The sequence below is a fragment of the Micromonospora sp. IBHARD004 genome, assembly GCF_052814115.1.
On the sequence record NZ_CP199934.1, the window covers coordinates 582,977 to 600,277 of the forward strand.

Here is a 17,301-nt window from a genome sequence, read left to right on the forward strand (position 1 = left end):
TCGCCTACGATCCACCTTGGCCGGTGGCCTCGCCCGTAGTGGGTCCACGGCGCCCACGGGAGATTACCTACGATGGCGGGCGCATAGGATGCCCACCCGACGACTCCGGTCGGTCGCGAACCGCATCAGGGCCGCTCTTGGGGAGGTGACTGCCGTGAGCACCGTGGTGTTCCGCCGGCTTCCGCGTCAACCGGGGCCCGCGCTGCCGCGCGGCGAGGTGCTGCTGGAGTCTCCGCCGGAGCTGCCCGAGCCGCAGCCGCGCGGGATGGGCCAGCTGCTGATGATCCTGCCGATGATCTGCGGTGTCGGCGCGATGGCCTTCCTCTACGCCGGCCGCGGCGGCGGCATGATGACGTACGTCGCGGGCGGCCTGTTCGGCGTGTCCATGTTGGGCATGGCCATCGGGACGATGTCCAACGGCGGCAACGACAAGGCCGAGCTGAACGCCGAGCGACGCGACTACATGCGCTACCTGGCCCAGATGCGCAAGCGCACCCGGCGGGCCGCCGAGCAGCAGCGCGCCGCGATGTCCTGGCGGCACCCCGAGCCGGACGCGCTCTGGTCGATCGCCTCGTCCCGCCGGCTCTGGGAGCGGCGGATCACCGAGGACGACTTCGGCGAGGCGCGGATCGCGCTCGGCCCGCAGCGGCTGGCGGTGGAGATCGTGCCGCCGGAGACGAAGCCGGTGGAGGATCTGGAGCCGATGAGCGCGATCGCGCTGCGGCGCTTCGTCCGCGCCCACTCCACGGTGCCGGACCTGCCTACCGCGCTGTCGCTGCGCGCGTTCAGCCGGATCGTGCTGCGCGGCGACCGGGAGCCGGTGCTCGACCTGGCCCGGGCCGCACTGGGCCAGCTGGTCACCTTCCACGCCCCGGACGACCTGATCGTCGCCGTGGTGGCCGCGCCCGACCGGCAGCCGGTGTGGGACTGGGTGAAGTGGCTGCCGCACACCCAGCACCACGGGCGTACCGACGCCGCGGGCCCCCGCCGGCTGGTCTTCGCCAGCCTCGCCGAGGCCGAGTCGGCCCTCGCCGACGAGCTGGCCGGCCGGCCCCGGTTCGCCCCGGAGGCGAAGCCGCTCACCACCGCCCCGCACGTCGTCGTGGTGGTCGACGGTGGTGAGATCTCGCCGACCTGCCACCTGATGGGGCCGGGCCTGCTCGGCGCCACCGTCATCGACCTCTCCGGGACGGTGCCGCGGGACGCGGGCCGCTGGCTGCTCTGCCTCGACGCCGGCGACGGCAGCGGGCTGGACCTGGTCCGCGGCTCGTCGACGTCCCGGCTGGGCCGGCCGGACCGGTTGAGCGAGGCGGCCGCCGAGGGGCTGGCCCGGCTGATCGCCCCCTACCGGCTCTCCCAGCAGCAGGCCAGCTCCGAGGAGCCGCTGGCCCGCAGCACGGAGCTGCCGGACCTGCTCGGCGTCGGCGACGCCGCCGCGGTGGACGTGCGGCAGAGCTGGCGGCCGCGCAGCCACCGGGACCGGCTGCGCATCCCGCTCGGCGTCGGGCCGGACGGCAACGTGGTGGAGCTGGACTTCAAGGAGTCCGCGCACGAGGGCATGGGCCCGCACGGCCTGGTCATCGGCGCGACCGGTTCCGGCAAGAGCGAGCTGCTGCGTACGGTGGTCGCCGCGCTGGCGGTGACGCACTCGTCGGAGGAGCTCAACTTCGTCCTGGTCGACTTCAAGGGCGGCGCCACCTTCGCCTCGCTGGACGCGTTGCCGCACACCAGCGCGGTGATCACCAACCTCTCCGACGAGCTGCCGCTGGTCGACCGGATGCGGGACGCCCTGGCCGGTGAGATGAACCGCCGGCAGGAGGTGCTGCGGGCCGCCGGCAACTACGTCTCCCGGTACGACTACGAGCAGGCCCGGGCCGCCGGCGAGCAGCTGGAGCCGATGCCCAGCCTGCTCATCATCTGCGACGAGTTCAGCGAGCTGCTCGCCGCGAAGCCGGACTTCATCGACCTCTTCGTGATGATCGGCCGGCTCGGCCGGTCGCTCGGCGTGCACCTGCTGCTGGCCAGCCAGCGGTTGGAGGAGGGGAAGCTGCGGGGGCTCGACACCCACCTGTCGTACCGGATCGGTCTGCGCACCTTCTCCGCCGTGGAGAGCCGGATCGTGCTGGGTGTGCCCGACGCGTACGAGCTGCCCAGCGCCCCGGGCCACGGCTACCTGAAGACCGACACCAGCACCATGCTGCGGTTCCGGGCGGCGTACGTCTCCGGTCCGTACCGGGCGCCGGGGCAGGTGCAGCGGTCGACCCGGGCGCAGGTGCAGCGCCGGATCGTGCCGTACGGGGTGGACTTCGTGCCGGTGCCGGTCGCCCAGACCGCGGTGGAGGCGACGCCGGAGCCGGAGCAGCCGACGGACGGCAAGGCGGTCGCCATGCTGGACGTGCTGATCGACCGGCTCAAGGGCCAGGGCCGGCCGGCGCACCAGGTCTGGCTGCCGCCGCTGGCCGAGCCGCCGGGCCTGGGCGAGCTGCTGCCGCCGCTGGGCGTGCACCCGACCTTCGGGCTGTGCACCGCGAACTGGCCCGGCCGGGGCCGGCTCACGGTGCCGGTGGGCGTGGTGGACCGCCCGTACGAGCAGCGCCGCGACCCGATGCTGGTCGAGCTGGCCGGCGCGGGCGGCAACGTGGTCATCGTGGGCGCCTCGCTGAGCGGCAAGAGCACCATGCTGCGGTCGATGATCGCGTCGCTGGCGCTCACCCACACCCCGCGCGAGGTGCAGTTCTTCTGCCTCGACTTCGGCGGTGGGGCGCTGCGCAGCCTGGCGGGGCTGCCGCACGTGGCCGGGGTGGCCGGCCGGCGGGACACCGAGGCGGTCCGCCGGACGGTGGCCGAGGTGGTCGCCGTGCTCGACGACCGGGAGACCCGGTTCGCCCAGCACGGCATCGACTCGGTGGCCAGCTACCGGCGGCGACGGGCGGCGGGCGAGTTCACCGACGACCCGTTCGGTGACGTGTTCCTGGTGATCGACGGCTGGAACACGCTGCGCCAGGAGTACGAGGAGCTGGAGCAGACCATCACCAACCTGGCCAACCGCGGGCTGGGTTTCGGCGTGCACGTGGTCATCACGGCCGTGCGCTGGGCGGAGATCCGGATCAACATGCGGGACCTGCTCGGTACGAAGCTGGAGCTGCGGCTCGGCGACGCGGCCGAGTCGGAGATCGACCGGCGCGCGGCGCAGAACGTCCCGGTCGGCTCGCCCGGTCGCGGCCTGACCCGCGACAAGCTGCACTTCCTGACCGCCGTCTCGCGGATCGACGGCAAGCGGGACGTGGACGACCTGACCGAGGCGTCGGTCGCCCTGGCCGAGCACGTGGCGGCGAACTGGCCGGGCCGCCCGGCCCCGAAGGTGCGGCTGCTGCCGCGCAAGCTGCCGGTCGCCGAGCTGGCCAAGGTCGTCGACCGGTCGGCGCCGGGCCTGCCGATCGGGGTCAACGAGGCCGCGCTCGCCCCGGTCCACCTGGACCTGGCGAACGAGCCGCACCTGACCGTCTTCGGTGACGCCGAGTGCGGCAAGACCAACGTGCTGCGGCTGATCGCCCGGGGCATCGTCGAGCGGTACACCCCGGCCCAGGCCCGGCTGGTGATCGCCGACTACCGCCGCGGCCTGCTCGGCGCGGTGGAGGGCGACCACCTGCTCGACTACGCGCCGTCCAACCAGGTGTTCAGCCAGGGGCTCGGGTCGATCCGCAGCGCGCTGCAGAACCGGCTGCCGGGGCCGGACGTGACCACCGCGCAGCTGCGGGACCGGAGCTGGTGGAAGGGGCCGGATCTCTACATCCTGGTCGACGACTACGACCTGGTCGCCTCCGGCGGCAGCAACCCGCTCAGCGCGCTGCACGAGCTGCTGCCGCAGGCCCGGGACATCGGCCTGCACCTGATCGTCACGCGCCGGGTCGGCGGCGTGGCCCGGGCGCTCTACGAGCCGGTGCTGCAGCGCCTGCGGGAGCTGGACTCGCCGGGTCTGCTGATGTCGGGCAACCGGGAGGAGGGCGCCGTCTTCGGCACCCTGCGACCGAGCCCGCAGCCGCCGGGCCGGGGCACCCTGGTGCGCCGGCGCGACGGTCAGCAGCTCATCCAGACCGCCTGGGCCGAACCGTCCTGATCCGGGTTCATCGATATCCCTTGTGGACGGTCGGGAGCCGGCCGATGTCGGCAACTCCACTGCGGACTCGCGTCATTTGCCGCTTTGGCGGGCTGCCACCGCTTGCCGCTGTGGGTTACCGTCTGAGCGAGGATGTCCGTCGGTGGGGTTGGTTCGCCTTGCCGCGGGGGGCGCGGCAGATCCGCCGCCACGAAGATGACGGAAGGGTGTGAAGCATGGCGTTCGAGGTCGAAGCTGCGACTCTCCATACCGCCGCGAGTGACGTGCGGTCCACGCGCAGCGAGGTCGACGGCGAGCTGAAGAAGCTCTGGAACGTGGTCGACGACCTGGCCATCGCCTGGAAGGGTCAGGCGTCCACGGGCTTCCAGCAGCTCATGAATCGCTGGAACGAGGACACCGTCAAGCTGCTGACGGCGATGGACAGCATCGCCGACCTGCTCGACAAGTCGGGTACGACGCACCAGGTCAACGACGAAGAGCAGCAGCAGATGCTGGACAAGTTCCACTCTGCTCTCAACCCGTGATCCGCGCAGGCGAGCAGAGGAGGAACTCATGAGCATCAAGGTTGACTACGCAGTCCTCGAGAGCAGCAACCAGCAGATGCAGGCCATCTCGCGGACCATCGACGAGAAGCTCGACACGCTGCGCTCGATGCTGTCCAAGCTGGAGTGGGACGGTCAGGACCGCGCCGCGTACGAGCAGCACCAGGCCCAGTGGGACGCCGCCGTGCGGGACATCAACAAGGTCCTGAACGACATCGGCGCGGCCGTGGGCATCGCGCGCGAGAACTACGTCTCCACCGAGATGAGCAACGCCAAGGTCTGGCAGTGAGATAATCGGCCGCTGCGGCTCCGGTCCGGCTAGACCGGACCGGAGCCGCTGTGCGTCACGTGTCGACCGAGGTCCTGGGAGTGCCATGGGTACGGGCAAGCGCCGACAACTGCTGAGTTCCGCCGCCGCGATGCTGACGCTGGTCGCCACGGCCGGCGCCGGCCTCGGGCCAGCCCCGGCCCGCGCCGCCGACACCGTACGCGGTCTCCAGTGGTACCTCGACCCGCTGAAGATCCCCCAGGCGCACAAGCTCTCCAAGGGCCGGGGCGTGGTGGTGGCGGTCGTCGACTCCGGCGTCTACGCCGCCCACCCCGACCTGAAGGGCCAGGTGCTGCCGGGCAAGGGACTCAGCGCCGACGTGGCCGCCGACGGCCGGAGCGACCCGGACGGGCAGAAGGGCCACGGCACCGGGATGGCCGGCGTGATCGCGGGCCGCGGCGGCGGTGCGATGCACGAGCTGGGGATCGCCCCGGAGGCGAAGATCCTCCCGGTCGGCCTCGGCGCGGACGACCGCAACGCCGACATCGCCGCGGGCATCCGGTGGGCGGCGGACCACGGCGCGGACGTGATCAACGTGTCGCTGGTGAACGACTCCCGCAAGCGCGAGCTCGCCGAGGCGGTCCGGTACGCGCTGAGCAAGGACGCGGTCGTGGTGGCCGGGGCCGGCAACGTCGAGCAGGGCATGGTCGGGGTGCAGGCGCCCGCCAGCATCCCGGGCGTCGTCGCGGCCGGCGGCACCGGCCGCTCGGGTGGCCCGTGGAGCGGTTCGGCGACCGGCCCGGAGCTGGTGCTGGCCGCGCCGGGGGAACGGATCATCGCCCCGGCCCCGCCGACGGTCTCGCCCAACGGCTACGTGGTGAACGACGGCACCAGCCTCTCCACCGCCATCGTCTCCGGGGTGGCCGCCCTGGTCCGGTCGCGCTATCCGGACCTCGACGCGGCCAACGTGGTCAACCGCCTGATCCGCACCGCGCGGGACGAGGGGCCGTCGGGGCGGGACCCGCGATTCGGGTTCGGCGTCGTCGACCCGCTCGCGGCGCTGACCCGGTCGGTGCCCCCGGTCTCCGCCAACCCGCTGCTCGAGGCCGCGCCGGAGCCGACCGCCAGCAGCAGCCGGGACGGCCGCGACGACGAGCCGATGGTCAGCTTCGGGCTGGCCAAGGGCGCGGGTCCGGCCGTCGCGACCGCGCTCTGCCTGCTGGTCGCGGCGGCCCTGGTCGTGCTGCTGGTCTGGCTCACCCGGCGCGGCGTGCGGCGCCGTGCGGCGTCCGGCCCGCACCCGCCGTTCGGCCCGCCGCCAGGTCACCGACCGCCCGGCTTCGGCCCGCCGCCCGGGTACGCCCCGCCGCCCGGCCCGGGTCAGCCACCCGGCTACCCGCCGCCGGGCAACGGCCAGCCGGCGGGCTTCGGTCCGCCGCCCGGGCCGGCGACGCCGCACCCGTACCAGCCCCGGCCGGTGAGCCAGCCGACGGCGCCGCACCCGTACCCGCCGGCGACCGGGCCGGTTCCACCACCTACCGGCCCTGAGCAGGGCTGACGCCGGGCACCGCGAGCACCGCCAGGGGGAGGACAGGTATGAGCTGGGACAACATCCACAACGTCAGCAAGGACCCGGACCGGGTCGAGCAGCGGTTCGACGTCCCGATGCCGCTCAATCCGGGCATGCCGCTCGTCGGTGACCTGCGGGGTGTCAACTTCGACCGGGTCGGGGTCGACCAGGCGCACACGCCGAGCAAGCTGGTCGCCGGCGACGGCGAGCGGGGCGTGGAGACCGAGTGGGACGCCGGCAGCCTCGACTCGGCCGTGACCTGGCTGGAGACGCACGCCAGCTACGTGCACCGGCTCTCCTACGACATGTCCACCATCAAGGACGAGCTCGCCCCGAACGAGTGGGCGGAGCCGGGTCAGGGCGCGCTGGGCGGGTTCCCGAACGCCCAGGAGCTCACCAAGAACCATGACGCCCTCTTCTCGTCCACCCAGCAGGGCCTGCGCACCCTCTCCGACGGGCTCTGGGCGGCCGCCGAGGCGCTGCGCGAGGTCAAGCGGAAGTACGAGGACGCGGAGCACGCCAACGCCATGTCGGCGCAGGAGATGCAGCAGGCGTTCAACGATGCCGCCAGCGGCGGCAACGGCTAGGCGGGGGAGCGGGGAGATGGCCGACTGGGAGCAGATGGCCCGCGAGGTGCTCGTGGCGGGCCGGCCGGACAAGGTGCAGAGCGCCGCGCTCGGCTGGAAGGAACTGCTCAAGAACATCGGGCAGGTCCAGGAGAGCCTTCAGCAGAACGTCAAGGACCTCGGCGTGGTCTGGAAGGGGCCGGCGTACGAGGCGTTCAAGTCGCACGTCGAGGCCCTGGCCAAGCAGGCCGGCGGCCTGGTCGACGCGGCCGAGAAGCCGGGCCGGGACCGGGTCAGCATCGTCACCAACCTGGAGACCGCCGCCCGGCAGCTCCAGGCGGCCCAGGACGGCATGCCCATCCCGTCCGCCTGTGTCGGAGACGTGCTGGCGGCCCGCAACGGCGAGGTCGTGATCGGCGCGGGGCTCTTCGAGACCCGGGTCAAGGCGGACCTGATGGGCAGCTGGCCGATGGAGAAGATCGGTGAGCTGGGCGACTGGGTGTCCGGCTGGTTCTCCGATCAGGAGGAGGACGCCCGCAAGGTCTACAACGGGGTCAACGGCGACTACCAGGACCGCGTCCTGGAGTCGCCGAGCGGCGGCCCGAGCGGCAGCGTCGCCAGCCCTCGCCCGGACATCCCGAACCTGGGCACCGGCCCCGGCACCGGCGGTGGCGGCGGCGTGCCAGGGATCGGCGGGACGCCCTCGGCCGGCGGCCTGGGCGGCCCGTCGGCTTCCGCGGGCACGATGCCCGACCTCGGCTCGGGCGGCCCGAGCGTCGGGTCGAGCGCGCACCCCGACCTCACCTCCGGCGGCGGCTACACCCCGTCGACCGGTACCGGCTACACCCCCTCCACCGGGTACCCGTCCACGGGCGCCGGCGGGGACTACGGCACCGGGCTGGCCGGCGCGGGCACCGCGACCGCGCCAGGACTCGGCTCCGGCTTCGGCTCGGGCGGCGGGCTGCCCGGCAGCACCGGCCTCGGCGGCAGCGCCGGTGGGCTCGGCGGTGGCGGGCTGGGCGGCGGCGGCATCGGCCGGGCGGTGAGCCCCGGCCTGCCGCCGATGATGGGCGGCGGCGGCATGGCCGGCGCCGGCGGTCGCGGCGCCGGTGGCCGCGCGGGTGCCGGGAAGCTGGGGGCGGGCGGCAAGCTCGGCGCGGGCGGCATGGCGCCCGGCATGGGCGGCGGCATGGCCGGGGGCGGTGGCCGGGGCGCGGCCCGGGGCGGCGCGGCCGGTGCCGCCGGCGGTGCGCGGGGCGCGGGCGCCCGGGGCGGCATGGCCGGCATGGGGCACGGAGGCGGCGCCGGGTACGGCGAGGAGGACAACTCCCGCAACACCTGGCTGGAGGAGGACGAGGACATCTGGGGCGCCGACAGCGGCGGCACGTCGGGCATCCTGCGCTGATCACCGACCGGCGCCGGCCACGGTGACGTGGCCGGCGCCGTCGCGCGTTCCGATATGGACGGTCAGGCGTCGAGCGGCGTCGAGCGGCGTCCGGGACGCCAGCCCCGCCGGCGGCCGAGGGCCAGGACGGGCCGGACCGCCAGCAGGACGCCCGCCAGGAGGGCGCCGACCGCGGCCACCCAGACCGCCACGGTCCGCTGCCAGTCCAGCGGGTCGGCCGGCGGGGCCGGCTCCGCCATCGCGCCGGGCGGCGGGTCCGTCCGCGTCCCCAGCAGGCTGGTCACCGCCCGGTACGGGTTCACCACCCCGTACCCGACCTCGGCGTTGTGCCCGTCGGGCGGGTTGTCGGCCGTCCGGGTCAGCCGGAAGGCGACGTCGGCCGGGGTGAGCTCCGGATGGGCGGCGCGGACCAGCGCGGCCACCCCGGAGACGTACGCGGCGGCGAAGCTGGTGCCGCCCTGCGGTTCGGCGAGGTAGCCCGCTCCCTGCGGGGCGGGGCCGACGATGTCCAGTCCGGGCGCGGCGATGTCGACGTAGTCGCCCGCGACCGAGGTGCCGACGTGGCCGCCCAGCGCGTCGACTCCCGCCACGGCGATCACGCCGGGGTACGCGGCCGGGTACGCCGCCTGGTCCTGCTGGTTCTCCTGCCGGTTGCCGGCGGCGGCCACCACGACGACCCGCTTGCCGAGCGCGTAGTCGATCGCGTCCTTCAACTCGGGCCGGTCCAGCGTCACGAGGGAGAGGTTGACCACGTCGGCGTCGTGGTCCACCGACCACCGGATCGCCTCGGCGATCTCGCCGGGGAGCGCCTCGTCGGTGGTGCGCTCGGTGGAGGCCAGCACCCGTACCGGCAGGATCCGGGCCTCGGGCGCGATGCCGCTGTACGGCGCGCCGGTGCCCTCCTGGCCCGCGATGATGCCCGCCACGATGGTGCCGTGGCCGGCCAGGTCGCACTGCCCCCGGAGCGGGGCCAGGCCGTTGAAGTCGCCACCCGCGAGCACCCGGCCCTTGAGCAGGGGGTGGGTGGGCGAGACGCCGGAGTCCACCACCGCCACGGTCACGCCCTCGCCCCGGGTGATCCGCCACGCCGACGACGGGTCGAGCCGGCGCAGCGCCCACGGGGCCTCGGTCGGGCCGGGACCGCCGGGCCGGCCGCAGTTCGGCGCCGCCGCCGCGGGCGGCGGCGCCACCAGCAGTGTGCCGAGCAGCGCCGCGACCGCTCCACAGAGGACGGATCGGGACCGGTGCCCGGTACGGGCGCGCAAGGTCGTCCCGTCCGGCCGCAAGCTGTCGCGCACGCGGTGAGATTACCGCCGTCGCGCCTGTCGCGCGGTCACGGGAGCGCCCGGGCCGACCGTGGGCCGCCGCCGTTCCGGTTCAGGACTCGGTGGCGGCTTCGGCGGTGAAGAGGGCGAGCAGGGCGCCGACCTGCTGGTCGGCCTCGGCCGGGTGGCGGAAGTGGCCGCTCGGGTTGATCGTGTACTCGTTGCGCCGGCCCACCCGGGTCCGGCGCAGGTAGCCGCCCGCCTCGAGGTCGGCGACGATGGCCTGGGCGGCCCGCTCGGTCACCCCCACCTCGTCGGCGACGTCGCGCAGCCGGGCGGTGGGGTTGCGCGCGATGGCCAGCAGCACATGCCCGTGGTTGGTGAGGAACGTCCAGTTCCGGCTGCTCCCGTTCTGGCCTGCTGTCGTCGCCATGTGCGTCATCGTATGGCCCCTCGTTCAGGTTTCGGGCCCCTGCCCTCGCCGGGCGGCCCCGGGCCGCCGCTGCCGTGGTGGCCGCACTCGGGCCGCGGTCAAGTCCCACTCAATGTATGAAATCCGTATCACGTAAAGCTTGACGTACCTTTGGTTGCGTGTGACGGTGGGCGCTGAGGCCGCCTCCGCCGCCGGCCCGGCCGACCAGGTCGTTTCGCGCGAGGACGAGGTGAGGGAATTGACCCCGACCACTCCACAGCAGGCGCTCGCCGAGCTGCACGCCGGGAACCGACGGTTCGTCACCGGCGTTCCGCGCCACCCCAACCAGGACGCCGGCCACCGGACGGCCGTCGCCGACGGCCAGCACCCCTTCGCCGTGATCGTCGGCTGCTCCGACTCCCGCCTCGCCGCCGAGATCATCTTCGACCGCGGCCTGGGCGACCTCTTCGTGGTCCGGACCGCCGGCCACACCGCGGGCCCCGAGGTGCTCGGCAGCGTCGAGTACGCCGTGACGGTGCTCGGCACGCCGCTGGTGCTGGTGCTCGGGCACGACTCCTGCGGCGCGGTGCAGGCCGCCCGGGAGGCGCTCACCACCGGCAGGACCCCGGCCGGGCACCTCGGCGCGCTGGTCGACGCCGTGGTGCCCAGCCTGCGCCGGGCGGCGGCGGAGGGCGTCGAGGAGATCGACGGGATCGTCGACATCCACATCGCGCAGACCGTCGAGGCGCTGCTGGCCGGCTCCTCCGTCCTGGCCGCTGAGGTGGCCGCCGGGCGGTGCGCGGTGGTCGGCATGTCGTACCAGCTCAGCGCCGGCGAGGTGCGGACGGTGGCCACGGTCCCGGCGGGTGCGGCGACCACGCCGCTCCCCGCGCAGGTCGAGCGCGTCGCGCCCACCGCCGTCGGTGGCTGACGCCCCGCCCCACGACAACGGCCGAGGGGCCGTCCCGCATCGGCGGGACGGCCCCTCCTGGCACGTCGTCGATCAGAGCAGCGACATGTGCACGTGGTCGGTGTGGTTGGAGGGCCCGCTGTAGGACTTCCAGCCGGTTGCCGGGAACCAGATCTGCCGGTTCCAGATCACGTAGTAGATGCCGAGCCGGTCCGCGTTGCGGATCAGGAACGCGGCGACGTTGTTGCCGTACATCCGGGTGTCGTTGTTGTGCCAGGGGGCGAACCCGCTGTTCTGCAGCGACCAGTCGCAGGCCCGGCCCTTCGGGTGCTCCCACGGCCCGCCCGGCCGGTAGCAGCCGACGAAGCGGTTGAAGCCGGCCCGCTTGACCTCCTTGTACGCATGCAGCGTGCGTGGCGTGATGCAGCCGGAGGTGGTGGGGTCGTTCTCGCTGCACGACTCGGGCTTCCAGTCCCCGTCGGCGGTGCGGCCGGGACCGATCCGGGCGACCGGCGAGGTGGCCGAGACCAGGCCGCCGGTGAAGCCCTTCCCGCCGACCAGGGCGAGCGCCTTCTCCGTCTCGATCTTCTCCCGGGCCATCGCGTTCGCCTGCTTCTGCTGCTCGCGCACCTCGGCGTCGAGCGCCAGCTTGGCCTGCTCGGCGCGGGTCTTGGCGGCGTTGACCGCGGCGAGCTTCTGCGCGTTGACCATGTTCAACTCGTCGAGCGCGGCGGCCCGCCGGACGAACGAGTCCGGGGTGTTGCTCTCCAGCAGCATGGCCACCGCGCCGATCCGCCCGGTCCGGTACGACTGCGCCGCGAGCTGGCTCACCTGCGGACGCAGGGCGTCCAGTTGGTTCTGTGCCGCGCGCACCTCCAGGGCCAGCTGGAGTTGGCGCTGCTTCGACTTCGCCAGCTTGGTCTTCGCCTGGACGTAGTTGCGGTTGGCGGCCTCGATGGCATCGGTGATGAGCGGCTGCTCGGCGTCCTCCTCATGCCCCGAGGGGGTGGGAGGCGTCGTGGGCGCCGCGATCGCCGGTGCCGGGCCGGCGACGATGACGAACGCGGTGAGCACGGCCACCACGGATGTCAACCAGCGGCGCAGGGGTGCCGTCACAGTGTTCCCTTCCATCGACCGCCGACCGGGTTAGCTGACGGGTTCGGGACGGAAGTGGCCCCTACCGCTGGCGCGGATTCACCCCATGTACCTGGTTCCCCGGCTCGCCGTACGGCGATTGGGCGGCGGCACCGCAGGCGCCGCTGCGCGCCTTCGGCGGTGACCGGCAGCGAGGTTACCCGAGAGTCGTCCCGAGGATCTACGTCCGGAAGCCGGCTAAAAGCGGTAATTCGGCGGGCAGCTCCGTGACCAGCATCGCGTTTGGCGCGCGCGGTCACGCTCCGCAGCGTCACCATACGGCCTCCGTGCTCCCGTGCGGTCCGGTCCCGCCGCCGGTGGCGCCCGGGGCGGCGCCGGTGCGTGGTGCGCTCAGCGCCGCCAGCGCGGCGTCCGGCTCCGCGGGGGGACGGTACGCCGGCGCGGTGGGCCCGTCGGCCCCGCCCCGACCGGCGGTGGTCACCACGGCCGCCAGGCCGGTGGTGAGCGGCACGGCGGCGATCAGGCCGATCGTGGCGACCGCGCTCCGGACGATCTCCTGCGCCATGAACTCGCTGGTGAGGATCTCGCTCACCGCCCGCGAGTCGGCGACGAGCAGGAGCAGCAGGGGCAGCGAGGCGCCCGCGTACGCCAGCACGATGGTGTTGACCGTGGAGGCGATGTGCGCGCGGCCCACGCGGGTGGCCGCCCGGTAGAGCTGCAACCGGGACAGCCCCGGATTCGCGTGCGCCAGCTCGGTGACGGTGGCCGCCTGGGTGACCGTCACGTCGTCCAGCACGCCCAGCGAGCCGATGACGATCCCGGCCAGCAGCAGCCCGTGCAGGTCGACGTCGCGCTGGAACATCGACAGGGTGGTGGCGTCCTCGCTGCCGAAGCCGGTCAGGTGGGTGGCCGCGGTGGCGAGCGTGCCGAGGACGCCGGTCAGCACCAGGCTACCGAGGGTGCCGAGGACCGCCACCGAGGTCTGCGCGGTGATCCCGTGCGTCAGGTACAGCACCACGAACATGATCAGCGCCGAGCCGACGATCGCCACCAGCAGCGGCGGCTGGCCGCCGCCGATCCCCGGCAGCACGAAGCCCAGCAGGATGGCGAAGCTCGCGGCCAGCCCGCCCAGCGCGGCCAGCCCCCGCCAGCGGCCGAACGCGACGATGGCGACGGCGAAGAGCGCCGCCAGCCAGACCAGCGGCCTGCCCCGCTGGTGCTCGGCGATGTTGTAGCTCTTCGTCGTGGGATCGGCCGGATCCACCAGCTCGACCAGGATGATCCGGTCGCCGACCTCGACCCTGGGCGCGCCGGGGCCGGCGGGGATCGGCGTCTCCACCTGGCGGCCGGCGTCCGGGCCCTGCTCGACCGCGACGCCGACCGTCCCGCAGGGCCCCGCCGAGCCGCCCGGGACGCCCTCCGGCACCTCCGCCGCAGGCGGGCACGGGACGGTCACCACCCGGGTCACCGTGCCGTGGTACCGGGGCACGTCCGCGGCCCGCTCCGGTGCCGGGGTGTCCCCCGGCCAGAGCGCCAGCGCGGCGAGCACGGTGAGAACGAAGAGTGGGACCACCGTCGCGACGAGGATCCGTCGTACCCGGGGCGGGGCGGACGGGGCGGCACGGGTGTGGTCGGCGCCCATGGTGAGTCTCCCAACGATTCTCAGGCGAGGTACGTGTCACCGGGCCGGTCGGTTCACCGGGCCGGGTGAGGCGTCCGCCGGTGCGGCGGTCGCCGGGCCGTCGACGGGAATGCTAGTCAGGCCGGCGCGCGCCCCCGCCGGGCGGCGCGGCGCGCGTCCGGCCCGTGGACCCGGGCGGTTTCTCCCGACCGGTACGACCCGGCACGCTAGCGTGTTCGTCGTGCGTACGGGGGCGGCGGTGACGACCGGGCGGTGGGTCCGGCTCCTGCTGCTGCTCAGCACGCTGGTCGGGCTGGCCGCCATGCACACCCTGGGCCACGGCGCGCACGCCTCGGGCGGGCACCGGGCGGGTCATCCGACGCAGCCCGCCGGGCACCATCTCGCCCTGCCGGCGGTCGTCGCCGAGCCGGCCGCGACCGTCGCCGCGGCGGTCGGCGCGGTCGCCGACTGCCCGGGTGCCGGCTGCCACGCCCGCGCGCTCCCGCTGACCGATCCCGGCGCGGACCGGTCCGGGTGGAGTGTCTGCCTGGCCGTGCTGGGCGCGTTCGCCGTGGCGCTGCTCGTCGCCGTGCTGCTGCGGTCCGGGTCGTGGACCGTCGGACGGGCCGCCCGTGGGTCGCGGCGACCCGCCTGCGCACCGCGGGCCCCGCCGCCCCGACCGTGGGGACTGCGCGTGGCGACGGTGTCGGTGCTGCGCGGATAGGAGGCCCGATGCGGGTGACCGTCCGGTGACCCGCGTCCCGCTGTCCGCTGCGTACGTTCCGACACCGAAAGGTCTTTCCCTTGTCCACTCGTATCATCGCGCGTCGTGCCGCCGTGGCCGGCGCGACGGCCCTCGCCGCCCTCGCCCTGGTCGCCTGCGGCGACGCCGACCACTCGACGTCCGGCTCCGGCCACGGCATGCCGGGCATGGGCGGCACGCCCGACCCGGCGGCCTCCGTGTCCGTCGGCGACGCGGATGTGATGTTCGCCCGGATGATGATTCCGCACCACGAGCAGGCGGTGCGGATGGCCGAACTCGCCGACAGCCGGGCCACCGACCCGGAGGTGAAAAAGCTGGCCGGGCAGATCAAGGCAGCCCAGGCGCCGGAGATCGCCACCATGACCGGCTGGCTCGCCGCCTGGGGCGTGCCCGCCCCGTCTGCGAGCGCGGGGCACGGTACGAGCATGCCGGGGATGGATCACGGCATGCCCGGCATGATATCCGAGGCCGACCTGGCGAAGCTCGCGGCGGCGTCCGGGGTCGACTTCGACCGGCAGTTCCTGACCATGATGATCGCCCATCACGAGGGCGCCGTCACCATGGCCCAGGAGGAGATCGCGAGCGGCGCCAACCCGGAGGCCAAGGCCCTCGCCCAGCGGATCGTCACCGCCCAGCGGGGTGAGATCGACACCATGAACAAGATCCTCGACCGGCTCTGAGCCGCAGCTGCCGGGTGCCTGGTCCGCCGCGCGGCCCGGGCACCCGGTGGGGATCGGCCGGAGCGCGCTCCTCAGGGGCGGGCCGGCCGGCTCAGGTCAGGCCGGCGCGACGACGGCGGTACTCCTCCTCGTCGATCTCGCCGCGGGCGTACCGCTCGTCGAGGATGCGCCGCGCCGAGGAGGGCATGGCCCCGCCCAGTTGACCGCCGGCCAGCCGCACCGCCAGCCAGAACAGGGCTACCAGGACCGCCAGCCCCAGCAGCGACCAGATCCACATCCAGCTCATCATCGGGCCGTTCCACATCATGGCTGCCCTCCCGCGGTGCCGAGGGTCGGCCGGTGCGGCGCGCCGAGGGCACCGGTACCGGTCACCACCTCGACCCTACGGCGGACCGGGTGCGGCGGAGCCGGGTCGGGCGACCCCGGCGTACGGGTCGGAGGTCCCGGGTCAGCCGCGCTTCATCAGCCGGCCGACGGCGGCCATCATCTCGCTGGCCATCTCGTCGGCCCGTCCCTCGGCGGCGCCCTCGTGCATGCAGTGCCGGGCGTGCCCGTCGAGCAGGCCGAGCGCCACCTTGTCGAGGGCGGCCTGGATGGCGGAGATCTGGGTGAGCACGTCGATGCAGTACCGGTCGTCGTCGACCATCTTCTCGATGCCGCGGACCTGGCCCTCGATGCGGCGGAGCCGCGCGAGGAGCTGGTCCTTGGTGGCGGTGTAGCCCCGGGTCGGGGTCGTCGGTGCGGTCATGACGTCCAGGATAGCGTACCCCTCGGGGGTATGGTACGGTCCTGATCAGTTACAGATACCCCAAGGGGGTAGAGGTAACGTGAGCTAGCATGGAAACGGCGGAAGGGGAGTTGCGATGGCCACCACCACCTACCAGGTCCAGGGCATGACCTGCGGGCACTGCGTCAGCTCGGTCGGCGCCGAGGTCGGCGCGATCGCGGGCGTCAGCGACGTCCAGGTGGACCTGGCCTCCGGCCGGGTCACCGTCACCAGCGAGAGCCCGTTGGACACGGACACCGTCCGCGCCGCCGTGGACGAGGCCGGTTACGACCTCGTCGGGGCGTGACGGATCCGCGGACCTGGAGAACCGAGGTATCACGATGAACACGGCGACGAAGCTGAGCGGCTTCGCCCTCGGCCTCGCGGCGGTGTTCGGCGCGGCGTACGGGGTCGGCCAGGTGGCCGGCCCCGACACCCCCGCCGTCGCGACCCGCCACGACCCCACCGACGCCGGTCACGCCGACGGCGACCACCCGACCGGTGCCGCACCCACCAACCACCTGCCCGGCGGACTGCTCGTCTCCGACCGCGGCTACACGATGCAACCTATGACCGCACCGGCCGGCGAGTTCGCCTTCCGGATCACCGGCCCGGACGGCCGACCGGTCACCCGCTACGACGTGGCGCACGACAAGCGGATGCACCTGATCGTCGCACGCCGCGACCTCTCCGGCTTCCGGCACGTCCACCCGGAGCTGGCCGCGGACGGCACCTGGCGGGTCGCCTCGCCGCTCGCCGGCCCCGGCGTCTGGCGGGCGTTCGCCGACTTCACGCCGACCGGCGGGGAGCCGCTGACCCTCGGGGTCGACGTCACCGTGCCCGGCGCGCTGCCGGCCCGGCCGCTGCCCGCGCCGGCGACCAGCACCAACGTCGACGGCTACACCGTCACGCTCACCGGCACCCCGCAGCCCGGCCGCACCGCCGAGCTGACCCTGACCGTCAGCCGGGACGGGCAGCCGGTCACCGACCTCCAGCCCTACCTCGGGGCGTACGGGCACCTGGTCGCGCTGCGGCAGGGCGACCTGGCGTACCTGCACGTGCACCCGGACGGCGCACCCGGCGACGGGCGCACCCCGGCGGGGCCGGCGGCGACCTTCTACGCCGAGGTGCCCTCGGCCGGCAGCTACCGCCTCTACCTGGACTTCCGGCACGGGGACGCCGTGCACACCGCCGAGTTCACCGTGGTGGCCGGTGACCCGGGCGTCCCGGCGACCACAGCGCCGGCCGCCACGACCACCCCGACCGCCGACGCCGGCCACGGCGCCCCCGGTCACGGGCACAATTGACAGGAGGTGCCGCG

General features: G+C 74.1%; 17 protein-coding genes and 1 riboswitch. Of the genes, 11 read left to right on the forward strand and 6 right to left on the reverse strand.

All coding sequences use genetic code 11. The features are described from left to right. The first annotated feature begins 154 nt into the window (after nt 1-154). From eccCa to ACTWO6_RS02880, 6 genes are all read left to right on the forward strand, one after another. Nucleotides 155-4,117 (forward strand): type VII secretion protein EccCa, encoded by a 3,963-nt coding sequence (gene eccCa / locus ACTWO6_RS02855; protein ID WP_446218082.1) that lies wholly within the window; start codon nt 155-157, stop codon nt 4,115-4,117. A 215-nt stretch (nt 4,118-4,332) separates the two neighbouring features. Beyond that, the gene (locus ACTWO6_RS02860; RefSeq protein ID WP_109801118.1) at nt 4,333-4,641 is read left to right on the forward strand and encodes a WXG100 family type VII secretion target; all 309 of its coding nucleotides are present in this window, start codon (nt 4,333-4,335) and stop codon (nt 4,639-4,641) included. 28 nt (nt 4,642-4,669) lie between these two features. After that, nucleotides 4,670-4,948, forward strand: a complete 279-nt coding sequence (locus tag ACTWO6_RS02865; RefSeq protein WP_130331147.1) for a WXG100 family type VII secretion target — start codon at nt 4,670-4,672, stop codon at nt 4,946-4,948. Nucleotides 4,949-5,033: 85 nt separating this feature from the next. Then, complete coding sequence (mycP, locus tag ACTWO6_RS02870; RefSeq protein WP_446218083.1) at nt 5,034-6,485, forward strand: type VII secretion-associated serine protease mycosin; 1,452 nt, start codon at nt 5,034-5,036, stop codon at nt 6,483-6,485. A 38-nt stretch (nt 6,486-6,523) separates the two neighbouring features. Beyond that, entirely contained in the window at nt 6,524-7,084 is a 561-nt protein-coding gene (locus tag ACTWO6_RS02875; protein ID WP_446218084.1) for a hypothetical protein, read from the forward strand. A gap of 16 nt (nt 7,085-7,100) precedes the next feature. Further along, nucleotides 7,101-8,468, forward strand: a complete 1,368-nt coding sequence (locus ACTWO6_RS02880; RefSeq protein ID WP_446218085.1) for a WXG100 family type VII secretion target — start codon at nt 7,101-7,103, stop codon at nt 8,466-8,468. A 62-nt stretch (nt 8,469-8,530) separates the two neighbouring features. Here the strand turns inward: ACTWO6_RS02880 and mycP (ACTWO6_RS02885) are convergent, their stop codons facing one another. Continuing rightward, nucleotides 8,531-9,766 (reverse strand): type VII secretion-associated serine protease mycosin, encoded by a 1,236-nt coding sequence (gene mycP / locus ACTWO6_RS02885; protein ID WP_446218086.1) that lies wholly within the window; start codon nt 9,764-9,766, stop codon nt 8,531-8,533. 79 nt (nt 9,767-9,845) lie between these two features. Continuing rightward, nucleotides 9,846-10,175, reverse strand: a complete 330-nt coding sequence (locus tag ACTWO6_RS02890) for a helix-turn-helix transcriptional regulator (protein ID WP_446218087.1) — start codon at nt 10,173-10,175, stop codon at nt 9,846-9,848. Nucleotides 10,176-10,404: 229 nt separating this feature from the next. On the opposite strand from ACTWO6_RS02890, the gene ACTWO6_RS02895 reads away from it, so the two are divergent. Continuing rightward, nucleotides 10,405-11,076, forward strand: coding sequence for a carbonic anhydrase (locus ACTWO6_RS02895; protein WP_446220541.1), 672 nt, complete (start codon nt 10,405-10,407; stop codon nt 11,074-11,076). A 72-nt stretch (nt 11,077-11,148) separates the two neighbouring features. On the opposite strand, the gene ACTWO6_RS02900 is transcribed toward ACTWO6_RS02895, so the two are convergent. Together ACTWO6_RS02900 and ACTWO6_RS02905 are read right to left on the reverse strand one after the other, a co-directional pair. Continuing rightward, on the reverse strand, nt 11,149-12,171 hold the full coding sequence (locus tag ACTWO6_RS02900) for a coiled-coil domain-containing protein (RefSeq protein WP_446218088.1): 1,023 nt from the start codon (nt 12,169-12,171) through the stop codon (nt 11,149-11,151). A gap of 4 nt (nt 12,172-12,175) precedes the next feature. Next, nucleotides 12,176-12,306, reverse strand: a riboswitch (cyclic di-AMP (ydaO/yuaA leader). Nucleotides 12,307-12,460: 154 nt separating this feature from the next. Continuing rightward, nucleotides 12,461-13,792: a YibE/F family protein gene (locus ACTWO6_RS02905; protein WP_446218089.1), complete on the reverse strand. Its 1,332-nt coding sequence runs from the start codon at nt 13,790-13,792 to the stop codon at nt 12,461-12,463. 220 nt (nt 13,793-14,012) lie between these two features. Between ACTWO6_RS02905 and ACTWO6_RS02910 the strand changes: the two genes are divergently transcribed. Together ACTWO6_RS02910 and ACTWO6_RS02915 are read left to right on the forward strand one after the other, a co-directional pair. Further along, nucleotides 14,013-14,495, forward strand: a complete 483-nt coding sequence (locus ACTWO6_RS02910) for a hypothetical protein (RefSeq protein ID WP_446218090.1) — start codon at nt 14,013-14,015, stop codon at nt 14,493-14,495. Between the two features lie 80 nt (nt 14,496-14,575). Continuing rightward, nucleotides 14,576-15,214, forward strand: coding sequence for a DUF305 domain-containing protein (locus tag ACTWO6_RS02915; RefSeq protein WP_446218091.1), 639 nt, complete (start codon nt 14,576-14,578; stop codon nt 15,212-15,214). A gap of 91 nt (nt 15,215-15,305) precedes the next feature. Here the strand turns inward: ACTWO6_RS02915 and ACTWO6_RS02920 are convergent, their stop codons facing one another. Then, nucleotides 15,306-15,521, reverse strand: a complete 216-nt coding sequence (locus ACTWO6_RS02920; RefSeq protein ID WP_446218092.1) for an SHOCT domain-containing protein — start codon at nt 15,519-15,521, stop codon at nt 15,306-15,308. Between the two features lie 141 nt (nt 15,522-15,662). Continuing rightward, nucleotides 15,663-15,962: a metal-sensitive transcriptional regulator gene (locus ACTWO6_RS02925; protein WP_446218093.1), complete on the reverse strand. Its 300-nt coding sequence runs from the start codon at nt 15,960-15,962 to the stop codon at nt 15,663-15,665. A 115-nt stretch (nt 15,963-16,077) separates the two neighbouring features. Here ACTWO6_RS02925 and ACTWO6_RS02930 point away from each other — a divergent pair, with 115 nt between their 5' ends. Then, on the forward strand, nt 16,078-16,287 hold the full coding sequence (locus tag ACTWO6_RS02930) for a heavy-metal-associated domain-containing protein (protein WP_446218094.1): 210 nt from the start codon (nt 16,078-16,080) through the stop codon (nt 16,285-16,287). A gap of 34 nt (nt 16,288-16,321) precedes the next feature. After that, a complete protein-coding gene (locus tag ACTWO6_RS02935; protein WP_446218095.1) occupies nt 16,322-17,287 on the forward strand; it encodes a hypothetical protein in 966 nt (321 codons plus the stop codon). Nucleotides 17,288-17,301: the final 14 nt, after the last annotated feature.